The 15,285-nt window shown below is 37.1% G+C and carries 14 protein-coding genes; 12 read left to right on the plus strand and 2 right to left on the minus strand.

Annotated features, from left to right (window positions below; all coding sequences use genetic code 11):
• The first annotated feature begins 270 nt into the window (after nucleotides 1-270).
• From ACFSTH_RS16500 to ACFSTH_RS16515, 4 genes are all read left to right on the plus strand, one after another.
• Complete coding sequence (locus ACFSTH_RS16500) at nucleotides 271-1,938, plus strand: extracellular solute-binding protein (RefSeq protein WP_377774951.1); 1,668 nt, start codon at nucleotides 271-273, stop codon at nucleotides 1,936-1,938.
• 168 nt (nucleotides 1,939-2,106) lie between these two features.
• Entirely contained in the window at nucleotides 2,107-2,964 is an 858-nt protein-coding gene (locus ACFSTH_RS16505) for an ABC transporter permease (protein WP_377775006.1), read from the plus strand.
• A gap of 14 nt (nucleotides 2,965-2,978) precedes the next feature.
• On the plus strand, nucleotides 2,979-3,860 hold the full coding sequence (locus ACFSTH_RS16510) for a carbohydrate ABC transporter permease (RefSeq protein ID WP_377774950.1): 882 nt from the start codon (nucleotides 2,979-2,981) through the stop codon (nucleotides 3,858-3,860).
• A gap of 53 nt (nucleotides 3,861-3,913) precedes the next feature.
• Nucleotides 3,914-4,960: a zinc-binding dehydrogenase gene (locus tag ACFSTH_RS16515; protein WP_377774949.1), complete on the plus strand. Its 1,047-nt coding sequence runs from the start codon at nucleotides 3,914-3,916 to the stop codon at nucleotides 4,958-4,960.
• A 676-nt stretch (nucleotides 4,961-5,636) separates the two neighbouring features.
• On the opposite strand, the gene ACFSTH_RS16520 is transcribed toward ACFSTH_RS16515, so the two are convergent.
• A complete protein-coding gene (locus ACFSTH_RS16520) occupies nucleotides 5,637-6,392 on the minus strand; it encodes a Crp/Fnr family transcriptional regulator (RefSeq protein WP_377774948.1) in 756 nt (251 codons plus the stop codon).
• Between the two features lie 178 nt (nucleotides 6,393-6,570).
• Here ACFSTH_RS16520 and ACFSTH_RS16525 point away from each other — a divergent pair, with 178 nt between their 5' ends.
• The 8 genes from ACFSTH_RS16525 (at nucleotide 6,571) to ACFSTH_RS16560 (ending at nucleotide 14,085) form a co-directional block, all read left to right on the plus strand.
• Entirely contained in the window at nucleotides 6,571-7,029 is a 459-nt protein-coding gene (locus ACFSTH_RS16525) for a GAF domain-containing protein (protein WP_377774947.1), read from the plus strand.
• A gap of 65 nt (nucleotides 7,030-7,094) precedes the next feature.
• Nucleotides 7,095-7,751, plus strand: coding sequence for a response regulator (locus tag ACFSTH_RS16530; protein WP_377774946.1), 657 nt, complete (start codon nucleotides 7,095-7,097; stop codon nucleotides 7,749-7,751).
• Nucleotides 7,744-8,853 carry a PAS domain-containing sensor histidine kinase gene (locus tag ACFSTH_RS16535; protein WP_377774945.1) on the plus strand — a complete coding sequence of 370 codons (1,110 nt, stop codon included), beginning with the start codon at nucleotides 7,744-7,746 and terminating at the stop codon, nucleotides 8,851-8,853. The genes ACFSTH_RS16530 and ACFSTH_RS16535 overlap by 8 nt, the downstream gene beginning before the upstream one ends.
• A gap of 66 nt (nucleotides 8,854-8,919) precedes the next feature.
• The gene (locus tag ACFSTH_RS16540; RefSeq protein WP_377774944.1) at nucleotides 8,920-9,225 is read left to right on the plus strand and encodes a hypothetical protein; all 306 of its coding nucleotides are present in this window, start codon (nucleotides 8,920-8,922) and stop codon (nucleotides 9,223-9,225) included.
• A gap of 138 nt (nucleotides 9,226-9,363) precedes the next feature.
• Nucleotides 9,364-10,098 carry a response regulator transcription factor gene (locus tag ACFSTH_RS16545; RefSeq protein ID WP_377774943.1) on the plus strand — a complete coding sequence of 245 codons (735 nt, stop codon included), beginning with the start codon at nucleotides 9,364-9,366 and terminating at the stop codon, nucleotides 10,096-10,098.
• 31 nt (nucleotides 10,099-10,129) lie between these two features.
• Nucleotides 10,130-11,230: a sensor histidine kinase gene (locus tag ACFSTH_RS16550; protein WP_377774942.1), complete on the plus strand. Its 1,101-nt coding sequence runs from the start codon at nucleotides 10,130-10,132 to the stop codon at nucleotides 11,228-11,230.
• Between the two features lie 133 nt (nucleotides 11,231-11,363).
• Nucleotides 11,364-12,140: an ABC transporter ATP-binding protein gene (locus ACFSTH_RS16555; RefSeq protein ID WP_377774941.1), complete on the plus strand. Its 777-nt coding sequence runs from the start codon at nucleotides 11,364-11,366 to the stop codon at nucleotides 12,138-12,140.
• Nucleotides 12,115-14,085, plus strand: coding sequence for an FtsX-like permease family protein (locus tag ACFSTH_RS16560; RefSeq protein WP_377774940.1), 1,971 nt, complete (start codon nucleotides 12,115-12,117; stop codon nucleotides 14,083-14,085). The genes ACFSTH_RS16555 and ACFSTH_RS16560 overlap by 26 nt, the downstream gene beginning before the upstream one ends.
• A gap of 80 nt (nucleotides 14,086-14,165) precedes the next feature.
• Here ACFSTH_RS16560 and ACFSTH_RS16565 read toward each other — a convergent pair whose 3' ends face one another.
• The gene (locus ACFSTH_RS16565) at nucleotides 14,166-15,281 is read right to left on the minus strand and encodes a metallophosphoesterase (protein WP_377774939.1); all 1,116 of its coding nucleotides are present in this window, start codon (nucleotides 15,279-15,281) and stop codon (nucleotides 14,166-14,168) included.
• Nucleotides 15,282-15,285 lie beyond the last annotated feature (4 nt).

A 15,285-nucleotide genomic window follows, 5' to 3' on the forward strand; every position in this document is an offset into this window, starting at 1 on the left:
TTTGGAAAGTAATTGTAGCTTATCATATTTGATTTTTTCAAGCAATCCTTGTTAGAGGTAAATGTGTCAAAAAGCTTGATAATATAGGCTATTCTATTAAATTGATAGTGCTTATAGAATTTAGTTAGTTCAAAAAATGAAAATAAAATAGCTGTTTTAAAATGCTGGATATAGGTTTAGAGAGAAATGGAACCTATACTAAATGTAATAGGTCGGCCACCTAAAGTTTATCATTAATTACGAGAAGAATATCGAGGAGGGTCTTATGCGATGACAAAAACAAAAAAGCAAAGAATACTTCAAGTATCGATCGCACTTTTAATTTTTACATTGATTATTGCTGGTTGTAGTGGTGGCGGAACTAATGGTGGTAGTACGAATAAACCTAATGGTACCAATGAATCAAACAAAGGTAACAATGATCCACAAGTTTCAGATGATCCAGTAACAGAAGATGTTAGTTATCCTGATAAAGTAACATATTGGGTAGCGCTAGGAGCGAATGCAGCAGCGACAATGAAAGATTACGGAGAGATTAAAGCATATAAAAAGTTAGAGGAAGTAACAGGAACTACAGTGGAATTTCAACATCCTCCTACAGGACAAGAGAGAGATCAATTTAACTTAATGATCGCTTCTGGAAAATTGCCAGATGCCATCGAGTATAACTGGTCAGGTGCGCCTAAAGGAGTCGATAGTTTAATAAAAGAAAACCGAATTATTCGTTTAAATGAACTTATTGAAGAACATGCACCTAACTTGAAAAAGTTACTGGATGATAATCCAGAATTTAAAAAGCTAGTAACGACAGATGAAGGGAATATTTATACTGTTCCTTTTATAAGAAATCATCCATCACTACAATCTGTTAATGGGCCAGTTATGCGGAAAGATTGGTTAGATTATTTGAATTTGTCAGAACCGAAAACTATAGCGGAGTGGGAAACGGTATTAACAGCTTTCCGTGATGGAGATCCAAATCAAAATGGAGAGAAAGATGAAATTCCCTATTTATTTCATATTCCTGATTTAGATATAAATCATTTGTTTATCGGCGCTTATGGCATTACATCGGGCTTCTATAATGATGGTGGAACGATTAAATACGGACCAACACAACCAGAATTCAAAGAGTTTTTAACACTAATGGCAAAATGGTATAAAGAAAAGCTAATTGATCAAGATTTTGCCACGACAGATGGAAAATTAAGAGATGCGAAAGTAACAGGTAACCAGTTAGGTTCGCTAAGTGCTTACCCAGGTAGTGGTATCGGTCGTTATACTGAACTTGCTAAAGAAACTACGCCTAACTTTGCGATGGTTGGTACGGTATATCCTGCTTTAGAAAAAGGTGGATATGCCATGGGACAATTTAGCTTTCCTTTTACAGGAGAAGGAACGGCAATTACAGCAACGGCAAAAGACCCAGAAAAAATATTAAAATGGTTGGATTATAAATATTCTGATGAAGGGCATTTATTGTTCAACTTCGGTATTGAAGGAGAAAGCTATGTAATGGAAGGCGATTATCCGAAATTTACGGATACTATTTTAAATAACCCAGAAGGTTTACCAATAACACAAGCGATGGCTAAATACTTTATATCTGGTTGGAGTGGTCCGATTGTACAAGATTATCGTTACCAAGAACAATATTTCCAATTGGAAGAGCAACGTAACGCTAGTGCAAGATGGCAAACTGCTAATCACGAAAAGTTAATGCCACCTGTTACATTAACGATTGACGAAAGCTCCAAAGTTTCATCGATAATGAACGATGTTAAAACGTATCGAGATGAAATGATGACGCGGTTTATTATGAATGCGGAACCAATTGAAAACTTTGACAAATTTGTATCGACGATTGAAAGTATGGGCGTTCAGGAAGCGATTGCAGCACAACAAGCAGCATATGATCGTTTCCAACAACGAAAATAGTTGGAGTAGTATACAAGTGATAGAAAATTAGTTCGTCTGACGGGAGGGCTCTTACAAGTGGAACTGAAACCAAAACTGACATCGACGAGTCCCCCTGTAAAGGGGGCCGATAAAAACGCTTTTAAATATCGAGCGTTACGCGACCTGAAAATTAATAAGTATGTATATATGATGCTTATTCCTGTTATTGTTTATTATATTGTCTTTATGTATTTTCCAATGTACGGTCTACAAATTGCTTTTAAAGATTTTTCTGCGGGAACTGGTATGTTAGGAAGTCCTTGGGTGGGCTTTAAACACTTTGAAAGTTTTTTTAATAGTTATTATTTTTGGAGATTGTTGCGTAATACGCTGTTATTAAGTTTATACGAGCTTTTATTCGTATTTCCAGCATCTATTTTACTAGCATTATTACTAAATGAAGTACGTAGTTCCAAGTTCAAACGTACCGTACAAACAATTACGTATATGCCTCACTTTATTTCCATCGTAGTCATTGCCGGGATGTTAGTAGACTTTTTATCACGCGATGGATTAATTAATGATGTTGTTGCTTGGTTCGGTTTGGAACGAACAGCATTTTTGGGAGAACAAAGCTGGTTCAGGACGATTTATATATCGTCTAACATATGGCAAGGCGTCGGCTGGGGTTCGATTATCTATTTGTCTGCAATGTCCAGTATCGATCCATCTTTGTATGAAGCCGCTCGGGTAGATGGGGCAGGACGATTACGTCAAGCATTCAATGTTACATTGCCAGGAATTATGCCAACGATTGTTATATTGTTAATTTTACAAATTGGTAATTTTATGACAGTTGGAACGGAGAAAATTCTTTTGCTATACAATAGTACGACTTATGAAACTGCTGACGTTATAGGTACATTCCTCTACCGAAAAGGGATTCTAGAAGCAGACTACAGTTATAGTGCAGCAGTGGGCTTATTCAATTCCGTTATTAATTTTACGTTGTTAGTGCTAGCCAATGCGATTACTCGTAAAACTAGCGAAAATAACTTGTGGTAAAGGATGCGGCAGCGATGAAAATTAAACGAAGTGTTGGAGAAATTGTATTTGATACGAGTAACGTTGTTGTTCTACTATTGTTGTCAGCAATTACGTTATACCCATTATTATATGTATTAATAGCGTCGCTTAGTGATCCTGCTTGGTTAGTGAAAACGAGAGGTTTGATCTTTTATCCAAAAGGTATGACGTTAGAAGCGTACAAAATGGTGTTTATGAATCCAGCTACGATGTCGGGATATTTCAATACGATCTTTTATGTAGTAGTTGGAACATCGCTTAATATCGTAATGACTGCATTAGGAGCTTATGCATTATCTAGGCAAAATGTGATGTGGAAAAATCCGATTATGTTCGGAATAGTATTCACCATGTTTTTTAATGGAGGATTAATTCCTACTTTTTTATTAGTTAATAATTTAGGATTACTTGATTCACGTTGGGCACTAATACTTCCAGTAGCGATGAGTGCTTATAATTTAGTTATTATGCGGACCGCTTTCGCTGGTGTACCAGTTAGTTTGGAGGAATCAGCGCGTCTGGATGGAGCGAATGATTTTACGATTTTACTACGGGTAATTGTTCCATTATCCATGCCAGTTATTGCAGTTATGTTATTGTTTTATGGTGTCGGACATTGGAATGCTTGGTTTAATGCGATGATTTATTTGCGAACACGTGATTTATATCCGTTACAGTTGATTTTGAGGGAAATATTAATAACGAATAGTACCGATACGATGATGACCGGTGTTGGTGGTGGGGATAAAATGCCAATTGGTGAAACCATCAAGTATGCGACCATTATTGTAGCGACCGTCCCGATCCTGGCATTATATCCATTTTTACAAAAATATTTTGTGAAGGGCGTTATGATTGGAGCGATAAAAGGTTAATATTTGGATAGTTTAAAATGTTAATACGTGATCGATATTAGGGGCTGGATGTTATGAGTGGAAATAGATTATTAAATGAAGAAATTTATAATTCCAAACTTTATTTTGAAAAGGATTTCGATCTTCGATTAGAAAAAGAACTGTTGGACAGTCCATTAAAAGAAAATGATGTATTAATTCGAACGGTATATAGTTTAATTAGTCCAGGAACAGAATTAGCATTATATACCGGAACGCATGTAGGGATATCAGATCCGAATAATACATTTGCCAAATACCCCTTTTATCCGGGATACGCTCTTGTTGGTGAAATTGCTGCTGTTGGTAGTGATGTTGAACACTATTCCATTGGAGATTTTGTATATGCTACGGGAAAGCACGCTAGTTATAACGTGTTATCTACTCAAAATCAACCAATATCGCCTATTATAGCGATTAGTCATCAATCCGAATTAGAAAGAATACCCTTTGCCAGATTAGCTGGAATTTCAATGACTGCTATTATACAGAGCAATATACGGGTAGGGGATGTTGTTGTAGTTATTGGTATGGGGTTAATTGGAAATATGGCAGCTCAGCTATATGCGTTATTGGGTGCTGAAGTAGTAGTAATAGATGTTGTGGAGGAACGGTTACTCATAGCGCAACAAGTGGGAATACAACATACGATATTAGCAACGGATGCTGCACAGTGGAAAGAGAAATTACAACAACTGATGAAAAGAGAGCAAGCGGATATTGTAGTAGAAGCAACTGGATCGCCACATCTTGTTGTACCTGCACTGGAGCTTGTGAAAAATATGGGGCAAGTTATCGCACTAGGTTCAACACGTAGTCATACAAAAATAAATGTATATGAGCACATACATCGAAAAGGTGTCCGTTTTATAGGAGCACACGAAGGGTTACAAAACGATAGCGATTTTCCTTCCAATCGATATGAAATTACACGTTACATGTTACGGTTAATTAACGACAATATATTGAAAATCGGTCCACTGATAACGAATAAAATAACCTATACCGAGGCACAGCGAGGATATGAGATGCTACTGCATCAGCGTCACGAAGCTTTAGGCGTATTATTACAATGGAAATAAAGGGATTAAAATAACAGATAGGGCTGTCCCATAAAAAACTTCCCCAAAATAAAAAGTTGGGCGATAAAACGTAACGCAATGTAACATAACGTAACGTTTCCGTCCAACTTTTATCCAATATTTCGTACAAATCTCAACTTCATCCGTCATTCGCAGCTCTATTATCTGCCTGTAGCTCTCCGTCGATGGTTCCATCCGCTGTCAATTATCAAACCAAGCCCTTTTATACGAAAATTAGTACAAAGCCACCATTTTGACGGTCATTTCTGAGCTTTTCATACGAAATTTCGTATAAATCCTCCAACTTCGATCCTTATACCGAGGTCGTTTATACGATAAAACGTATAAATCCTACATTTCGACAACCATATTCAGCTTGGTCATACGAAATTTCGTACAAATCTCAACTTCATCCGTCTTTCGCAGCTCTATTATCTGCCTGTAGCTCTCCGTCGATGGTTCCATCCGTTGTCAATTATCACACTAAGTCTTTTTATTTGAAAATTAGTACAAAGCGACCAAGTCTGCATCTACCTGACCATATCCAATCCTTTTATACGATAGAACGTATAAAAACCTGCGCTATAGCGCAGGTTTTTTATGATTTACATTCACATTCAAATTCTACATCCATGCCCATATTGATAACCATACCTACGTCCATGTAATTTGTTGCTTAGATTCGACAAATTTCAATCGGGCATACTGGACATTCTGGGCAGCCTGCCATTTTGCGAAGTTCACCTTGATTAATAATTTGGAGAAGTCCATCATTATTTTGCTCAAGAATACCTTCTTTTTTCATGCTGCTTAGCATTCTGTTAATGCCTTCACGAGTAGTTCCAGCGAGTTCAGCTAGATCGCTATTCGTTAATTTGATGTCAATTAATATATGATCGCTTTTCATAATACCGAAGCTGTTGCATAGGCGGATTAATGTGGAAGCTAGTGCGCCATGTTTGCCACCCATTAATAAATCGCGCAGTTTTGATTCTGTTTGTCGTTGCATTAAACTCATCCACATTGCAAATCGATATGAAAACTCACCGCTTTTGCTCATTAGTAGTTCTAATTGCAAACGTGATATAACTCCGACTTCGACATCGTCGATTGCTTCGGCACTATATCGGTGCATCGTATCCCAAGCATCAATATCAGCAATCAAATCATTCGCTTGTACGATAGATAGTAGCAAGTCTTTACCATCACTTGTTGTTTTGCGTAGTTTTAGTCTTCCACTTTTTATCCAGTAAACTGATGTTGCTTCGTCTCCCTCCCAAAATAGGTAAGACCCTGCTGAAACTTTCTTTATATGTGTAATAGAAGCGAGCTGATCTAGCTGCCCTTCTGTAAAAAACGATGCATTCCCTTTATATCCGTTGTCGGTTGTTGCGACCGGCCGTTCTGTTGTGTTGGCGAAATAAATACTCATACCGCTTCATCCCCTCACCCTTGTTACTTTTATCATACTATCATCTGTAAAAATTCGAAATCAGGGAATTCACTGATTATGATAGGGAATTTCCCTGACATACATATTTGAAAATAAGCTCTATACTACATATAGGATAAAATTTTACGATTGTATGGAGCAGTAAGGGGTGGTATGGATGATTACTACTATTGAATCCAAAATTGACTATTCGTTAGAGTATATACGTCAGCAGTCCAGTAGTGATTTTATTGGACTTGGCGTTATCGATAGGGAGCAGCGCAATTTGTATTGGAGCTATGTAAAAGGTAGTGTAAGCGCTCGGACTTTACTCATTGTGCAAAAATTAACAGGTGGCTTAACAGGTGCTGCTATTCGAGCTGGAAGACCAATGAAGTCGTCGTTTATATGTAGTGATGCAGATCGATTCCGACAAGGTGAACCTGTGATGTTAACCGAAAAATTAGACAGTGCATTGTCACTGCCTGTGTATAATTCTAATGAGATTACAGCGATATTATTATTAGGAAGAAGAAATCAGATGATATATAGCTCAGCGGAGCAAGGGGACGCTGTTGATTATGCCAGTCAATTAGGGGAATTGTTAGTGATGGAATTACCTAATCGCTTACAATAAAATAGTGTGATAACATCTCGCTGTACTGCTATAATAGATAAGGAGCAATGCAGCGAGGTGAGAATATGATTAAACTAATGATCTGTGATGATCATGCCGTAGTTAGATCTGGTTTGTCTATGCTGTTGCATGGACGTAATGGAATAGAAGTTATCGGTGAAGCGTCTGAAGGTGATGAAGCGATTGTACTCGCTCAACAAATCCATCCTGACGTTGTATTAATGGATTTAAGTATGCCGCATGGCAAAGATGGAATGACAGCAACGAGTGAATTGAAAAAGCTAATGCCAGATGTTGCGATTTTAATTTTGACGATGCATGATGATGATGAATATTTGTTCCGTGCCATTCAAATCGGGGCTTCTGGTTATATATTGAAAAATGCACCACATGATGAATTGATATCAGCTATTCAATCTGTAGCTATGGGCGATGCTTATTTGTACCCAACGGCAACCAAACGGTTAATGGGAGAATATTTGGATCGGTTGCGCAATGGTGCAGAAGTCGTGACTCCTTATGATACGTTATCCGAGCGAGAACGAGAAATTTTAGGCTGGCTGGCGAAAGGTTACACGAACAAAGAGATAGCTGAAAACTTATTTATTAGTGTGAAAACGGTCGAATCGCATCGTAGTAATGTGATGGACAAACTAGGGCTAAAGACAAGACCAGAATTGATTAAATTTGCTTTGAAGAAAGGACTGTTGAATTTTGAGTAATCCCTCTTCATCTTTGATGCCCCAAGGAATAGGCAATGACGTCGATAAACTGATCGCTATATTGCAACAACAGCATATGAAGCCAGACCTGCTAGAGCAGGTAACGAATTCTTTGAAACAACTGACAGATGTAAAATTCGCATTAGATGAATCATCTATCGTAGCGATAACAGATGCTCGTGGGCGTATTCAATATGTCAATGATAAATTTTGTGAAATCTCTAAATATGAACGCAGTGAATTGTTAGGGGAAGACCATCGAATTATTAATTCAAGTTTTCACAGTCGTGTTTTTTTTCAGCAGCTATGGCGAACGATTGCTAGTGGCAATGTATGGCGGGGAGAAATAAAAAACAAGGCGAAAGATGGCAGCTACTATTGGGTTAGTACAACAATTGTTCCTTTTATAGATAATCAAGGTAAACCGTACCAGTATTTAGCAATTCGTACAGAAGTAACGGATCGCAAGTTAACAGAGCAGAAACTGAAAGAAGCAATGGTCAAAGTTATTGAAATTCAAGAAGATGAGCGGAAACGAATATCACGAGAATTGCATGATGGAATAGGGCAAAGTCTATTTTCGCTACTTATTCGATTAGATCGGTTAATTTCTGAAAATGAACAGTTGTCTGATTTACATCTGTTGCGTAAAGACGTGTCTGTTATGATGGAAGATATTAGAAGTATTGCGTTTGAATTACGTCCATCTGTGCTGGATGATCTCGGTGTTGTACCTGCTATTCGTACTTACATCGAAAACTATGCGCAGCATTTTGCAATTAATATAAAATTGGAGCATAGTTTAGAAACACGATTATCATCTGCTCGTGAAACAGCTATATACCGAATTATTCAAGAATCATTAACTAATATTGCAAAATACGCTGATGTATCTGAAGCGGTAGTACAGCTTATGGAAAATGATCAAGAAATAATTGTTACGATCGCTGATGAAGGGCAAGGTTTTACGTTAGATGATTGTGACCATGGCGTTGGATTGTTTAGTATGGAAGAACGTGCACGAAGTGTAGGTGGCATGATCGATATATGCACATCGCCTGGTAATGGAACGACTATTAAATTTACTTTGCCACTTACGTAAGCTAAAAGCTGTAATCAAGCAACATGAGAAAGACTGTTTGCAACGAAAGAGAGGAGTAAGTTGGCGATGAAAGAATGTATTTTTCATTTTAAATTGACTAGAGGAAAAGAGACAGAAGCGTTACGGGGATTACTTTTTTTGGGTGATGATGAGCGTCCACAAATGAAAGATTTTTTAGCTGCATTTACTCAAATGGGCTACAAAGTAAAACGAGATCATGATTACGAATTGAAGTTTACATCACTTGATCCAAAAGATCCTTTTCAAATAGAAATTACGAAATTAGAAATAAAGGGTGAAAAGAAAGATCAAGCAGCGATTGATGCGGAGTTAAAAGCAATTTTAGAGCAATTAATTAAACCATCGTGGTGATCTGTCTCTTAAAAACATTTTATGGAAAAATTAAACCTTACAAGCAAATCAAACTGTTTATGCAGTGGGAATAGCTTGTTTTTTTTTTGGCTTTTGCATCATAATAGTAACAAACGTAATCGAAAGTAGGAGAAACGAGTGTACCGCATATTTATAATCGAAGATGATTTTAAAATAGCAGAAATATTAAAACAAAAGCTGAAAAAATACGGTTATATAGTAGAGCGAGCGGAACAATTTCAGCAGTTGCAAATAGAAAGTAAACAGTTTGATCCTCATGTCATTTTACTGGATATTAATTTACCGTATTATGATGGATACTACTGGTGTAGGCAGATTCGAATTACTTCCAGTGTACCAATTATTTTTTTGTCAGCGCGAGCGGGAGAGATGGATCAAGTAATGGCGCTAGAAAATGGTGGAGATGACTACGTCACAAAACCGATTCAAATTGATTTGTTGTTAGCCAAAATTAAAAGCTTGTTGCGGAGAACGTACGGAGAATATGCTGGTGATATAAATCAAGTGCGCGGAGATAGTAACGAAGAATCAGAGCATCAAACAGCAGGAGTGATAAATGTTGGTGAACTCCAATTATTTTTTTCGCGAAATGTATTGCGCTGGCACCAACAACAAATAGAATTAACAAAAAATGAAGTAAAGTTGGCCCATTGCTTCCTGCAAGCATACGGAAATGTGGTGACGAGGGAGACACTTTTGGAAGCGTTGTGGGATGATGTTAGTTTTGTCGATGACAACACGCTGACGGTGAATGTTACTCGTTTACGCAAAAAAATGGAACAAATCGGATTGCCTAAAGCGATAGAAACGGTTCGAGGTAGTGGTTATAAACTAGTTTTGCCAGCTTTATAGAATCGAAAAACGATGTGTCAGAAAGTTAAAGGTGAAGCAATTGAAGCAGTCAAAGCAATTAAAGAAATTAAAGCAAGAAGGAAAGTTGCTGCGCATATTTTTATTTGATCGTTTGTTGTATTTGTTGAGCATTGTTATTATCGTTATTATTTTTGCTGTTTTAATGGAGTTAGAGTTAGTTCTTTATGGTGGATATGTTCATTCGGCTACTCGCAACTATTTTGTGTTTTTGGCTATTGTGATCATGCTAGCTGTTATAACGATTGATTATTTACGACAACGGAAATACTATACAGAAGTCCTTGTCTCTACGACTCCAACAATGGATTTAAGTGAATCGTTACTATTCCAATCGGCTGTAACCAAAGAGCAACAAGCAGTGAATGCGATGATACAACAACTGCATACCGCTTATTTGAATCAATTGGGCGAGCATCGTCGCAAACAAGAAAGAAATCATCACTTTGTATTACAGTGGGTCCATCATATGAAAACGCCAGTTTCAATTATTGATTTATTAGTAGAAGAAGATGCAGAGCAAGTAACGATGCAAAGTATTCGTGAAGAGAATGACAGAATTTCTAGTGGGTTAGATATTATGTTGCATACTGCTCGATTAGAAAAATTTGCAGTAGACTTGCACATAGAAGAAGTAGCTGTTCATGATATCGTTCGCAAAGTAATTAACCTACATAAAAAGCAATTTATCCAGTTTTCGATCTTTCCTCATTTGGAAGGACAGTTGACTGTAGAAACGGATGTGAAATGGTTTCAATTTTTAGTGCAGCAGCTCGTAAGTAACGCGATCAAATATAGTAAGCAAAAACCAGGTAATAAAAATTTGCGAATTGTATGTACGAGCAGTAAGGAGCAAGATCGAAGTATAGGCGAAATAACGATTATAGATGAAGGAATTGGTATTGCTGAGCACGAGCTACCACGCATTTTCGATCCTTTTTATACAGGGCAAAATGGGCGTTTAGTAGAGGAGTCTACTGGTATGGGGCTATATTTGAGCCAACTAATTGTTGGGAAGCTCGGGCATACGATAGAAGTACAGTCTACAATTGGTATCGGAACAGCTGTGACGATAAAATTCACTTCAAGTGGTGTGCATCATTTTAGCCAATAAAGTCAAGGTGACAATAATGTAAGCTAGAAATAGGGAATAGAAGCTGAATTGTAAGACAAATCGATGGGTAGCCCTTCTGTTTATTTATATAATATGTGTAGATTAGTAATTGTACGAAGGAGGAGTTATAACCATGTCTGTTTTACAAGTAAAAGGTTTATGTAAAATTTACGGCGGTAAAGGTAAGATGACTTATAAAGCATTAGAAGATATTGAGTTGGATGTCAAAAAGGGCGAATTTGTCGGCATTATGGGACCGTCAGGGAGCGGGAAAACGACATTATTGAATCTATTAGCAACGATAGATAAACCAACGTCTGGCGTATTGGAGATTAATGGGATTAATCCAGTAACCTTATCACCCAATAAATTAGCATTATTTCGCCGTAGACAGTTAGGATTTGTGTTCCAAGATTTTAATTTACTTGATACGTTAAGTATAAAAGAAAATATTATATTGCCGCTCGTTTTAGAGGGAGTAGCTCCGCGGCTTATCGAAGAGCGCTTGCAACCTATTGCTGAATTTTTGAATATTTCATCTATATTAACGAAGCGGACGTATGAAGTTTCTGGTGGTCAGAAACAAAGAGCGGCTATTGCCCGGGCAATCATTCATCAACCATCTTTAGTGCTAGCCGATGAGCTAACGGGTAATTTGGATTCAAAAGCGGCGAAAGATGTAATGGATGCACTACAAGATATGAATAAACAAATGGATGCAACGATACTAATGGTTACCCATGATCCGTTTGCGGCAAGTTACTGTGAACGTATTATTTTTATTAAAGATGGTAGCTTTTTTTCGGAAATACGACGCGGTGCTAATAGGCAAGCTTTTTTTCAACAAATATTGGATGTGTTAAGTGTGCTGGGAGGGAACTTCGATGACGTTTCGCTCACTCGCAATTAGTAATATAAAAGGAAATTGGCGGTCTTATAGTGCTTATTTTTTAAGTAGTGTCTTTTCGGTCGCTATATTTTATCTTTATGCCGCATTTATCTATCATCCGGGCATTGTGAATGGTCATATTATCGGAGCTTCTGGTGTAAAAACAGCGATGGAGCTTTGTCTCTATTTGATCATTATATTTTCGTTCTTTTTCGTCTTATATTCTAATTCCGCATTTTTAAAAACACGAAAAAAAGAATTCGGACTATATTCTTTGTTTGGGATGACACGAAATCAGTTACGTAAGATGGTCATTTATGAAAACACGGCTATTTCGCTGTTAGCGATAGCAACGGGAATCGGCATTGGCATGCTGTTTAGCAAATTGTTTTTTATGACGATATCGGCGTTACTCCAAATGGAACAGTCGATGCCGTTTGCAATGCCTAGTCGAGCTATATGGATAACTGCTATTGGATTTTTTAGTTTATTCTTTTTTTTATCGATCTGGTCTTCCTTTCGGATTGGCAAAGTAGAAATAATTGAACTACTCCAAGCAGGGCAGCGTCCAAAAGGGGAACTTGTTTATTCCAAGTGGCTTGTTTTGGTTGCCGTTGTTTGTCTAGCTGCAAGTTATTCCATGGCATATATCATGGATGGTTTTAGTTTTATACTATTATCTTTACCCATCTTAATTACTGTAGTAATTGGAACTTATTTTTTATTAACCCAGCTCAGTATCTTCTTGTTGAAATTAGCAAAGCGAAAACCATCTTTTTATTATAAACGGACGAATTTGCTAACGTATGCGCAGTTGGGTTACAAAATTAGAGATAACGCTCGAATTTTATTTACCGTTTCTATTTTAAGTGCTGTTATTATGACAGCAATGAGTACAGTATACATTATGTCGATTCAAATGCGAGATGATGCACTTGAGATATACCCACATACGATGTCTTTTGCAGCACCCAGTCAGCAAATCGAACAATTACTGGATGAAAAACAGCTGGAAGAGAAAATAGCAGCAGCAAACATTGAAGTTGCTTTCAAAGATAAATACAGCGGGATTTTGCTGGATAATTCTACTATAGAATTACAGATGATGAACAAAAAAGGAGTAAACAAGCCGTTCCACTGGGATCAAAGTATATCCTTTATTATTGCTGAATCAGATTATAACAATTTGGCGCAACATTTAAAATTACCCAAAACATCGCTTCATGATGGCGAATTAGTTTTTATTGGTTCCAGTTATGAATATATTGATCATTCTTTTAAACAAGGAACGTTCCAAAGTACCATTGAAAGTCAAATATGGAATGTGGATATCGTGCAGTGGATTGATGGGAATATAATGAACAAAACACTACCATATGTCGGTTATACACTAGTAGCTAACGATGAAATGTTCCAGCAATTATCGCGTAATACAAATAAAGAGCAAACAATAACCGTTATCGGTTATGAATTAAAAAATTGGACGAAGACCACTTCATTTATGAATGAACTGAAAGCAGATTTAACACCAGAACAACTAGAGATTAGTAGTATTGGTAGACTAGCAGCATATAATGAAGCAAATACGATCAGTGGTTTAACATTATTTATTGGTTTATTTATTAGTTTATTATTTTTTTTAGCTGCTGGCAGTATGATTTATTTCAAACTGTTCACAGAGCTATCAGAAGATCGCAGTCATTTCCGCTCTTTACATCGGATTGGGATGACTAAAGCAGAAACTAAACGAATTGTTGTAAGTCAAATAGCGATTATCTTTTTCGTACCTTGTGTCATCGGAATCGTTCATGCATTGTTTGCAATGCAGTCACTGGATAACATTATGATGTCATCTAATTGGTTATACTCGTTTGTTATTATCGGTATTTTTATTCTCATGCAATATATTTATTTTCTAGCTGCCAGTCGTAGTTATATGAAAGGTTTAATGAGGAGCGAAGGATAATTAAGTGGTGTTTATTTTCATAGAAACAAGCGTAATTGTTGCTGTTCTTTCAGCTGACAAAATTACGCTTGTTTTTTATGTTATGGGGCGAAACTAACGTTGATTTGGACAATTTCTGAGCGACTACCAATCCGAATGGGAGGTCCCCAAAAACCGTAGCCAGAAGTTACAATCGAATGCATATTATTTTTTTGCAAGTATCCCCAATCATTTTCAAATAATAGCTGTGTAATCAGGTGTGCTGGTGCTATTTGCCCTCGATGCGTATGACCAGAGAGAATAAGGTCTGCCCCTTGTTGTTCAGCTTCCGCGAAATCTTTTGGTTGATGCTCCAGTATAATAATTGGCTTCGTATGATCTAGTTTTTCTGTAAGCTGTTGCAGTGGCACTCGTGCTTTATCAGAATGATCTTTGCGACCAATAATGTATAGTTTGTCTTCAAGAAGTTCTACTTCATCATAGAGAACCTTAATATTACTGCTCTCGATCACTTCTATCAATTGTTCTAGTCCTTCTGTTGTTCGATCGTGATTACCGAGTGAAGCATAAGTGCCGTACGTAGATTGTAAGTTTTGTAAAATAGCTGGAATGCCTTGAGCGACTACTGGCGCTAGTTGGTCATCGATAATATCTCCGGGAAATAAAATAATGTCTGGTTCCAGCGCATTGATTTCTTTTACTAATCGTTTCGCGTGATTTTTACCTGATAAATACCCGAAATGCATATCCGAAGCTACAACAATTCGCAATGGGTCTTTTGCATCGTTGAGCTGTACATTATCTTTGACAATCGAAACGTCATATTGCTTAACATAAGGGCTATAAGCATTGAAAGAACCGACTGCAATAATGACAACGAGTGAAACAAGCAATATAATGCTAATCGTTTGTTGTGCCCCTTGTTTGGAAAATTTCATCATTCGTGCTATCCAGATAATCAGATGGGCGATTGGCAATAACATTAATAAAAGGACAAATAAGACCAGCCAATATGCGCCTATCACTTGCAAATAAGATTGTGAAACAAAGATTCTGCCCAAAATAAAGGAAACAGCTAAAAAGCTAATAATAATAATATAAGCCCATTTAAACCGGTTGCGCAGCACTGGTTGCAAAAAGCGCCAGCTACTTCTTCCAATGTAATAAACTAAAGCGCTATATACGAGTAAAAAAACAATTCCAATTACAATAAACATCGTA

The sequence above is a fragment of the Paenibacillus yanchengensis genome (assembly GCF_042684845.1).
GTDB lineage: Bacteria > Bacillota > Bacilli > Paenibacillales > Paenibacillaceae > Pristimantibacillus > Pristimantibacillus yanchengensis.

What these genes read in the sequence shown, in the direction of transcription:
- ACFSTH_RS16520 (WP_377774948.1), bottom strand. Translation starts at nt 6,392, where the DNA reads ATGAGTATTTATTTCGCCAACACAACAGAACGGCCGGTCGCAACAACC.
- ACFSTH_RS16560 (WP_377774940.1), top strand. Translation starts at nt 12,115, where the DNA reads ATGACGTTTCGCTCACTCGCAATTAGTAATATAAAAGGAAATTGGCGG.
- ACFSTH_RS16505 (WP_377775006.1), top strand. Translation starts at nt 2,107, where the DNA reads ATGATGCTTATTCCTGTTATTGTTTATTATATTGTCTTTATGTATTTT.
- ACFSTH_RS16530 (WP_377774946.1), top strand. Translation starts at nt 7,095, where the DNA reads ATGATTAAACTAATGATCTGTGATGATCATGCCGTAGTTAGATCTGGT.
- ACFSTH_RS16500 (WP_377774951.1), top strand. Translation starts at nt 271, where the DNA reads ATGACAAAAACAAAAAAGCAAAGAATACTTCAAGTATCGATCGCACTT.
- ACFSTH_RS16540 (WP_377774944.1), top strand. Translation starts at nt 8,920, where the DNA reads ATGAAAGAATGTATTTTTCATTTTAAATTGACTAGAGGAAAAGAGACA.
- ACFSTH_RS16510 (WP_377774950.1), top strand. Translation starts at nt 2,979, where the DNA reads ATGAAAATTAAACGAAGTGTTGGAGAAATTGTATTTGATACGAGTAAC.
- ACFSTH_RS16525 (WP_377774947.1), top strand. Translation starts at nt 6,571, where the DNA reads ATGATTACTACTATTGAATCCAAAATTGACTATTCGTTAGAGTATATA.
- ACFSTH_RS16555 (WP_377774941.1), top strand. Translation starts at nt 11,364, where the DNA reads ATGTCTGTTTTACAAGTAAAAGGTTTATGTAAAATTTACGGCGGTAAA.
- ACFSTH_RS16565 (WP_377774939.1), bottom strand. Translation starts at nt 15,281, where the DNA reads ATGTTTATTGTAATTGGAATTGTTTTTTTACTCGTATATAGCGCTTTA.
- ACFSTH_RS16515 (WP_377774949.1), top strand. Translation starts at nt 3,914, where the DNA reads ATGAGTGGAAATAGATTATTAAATGAAGAAATTTATAATTCCAAACTT.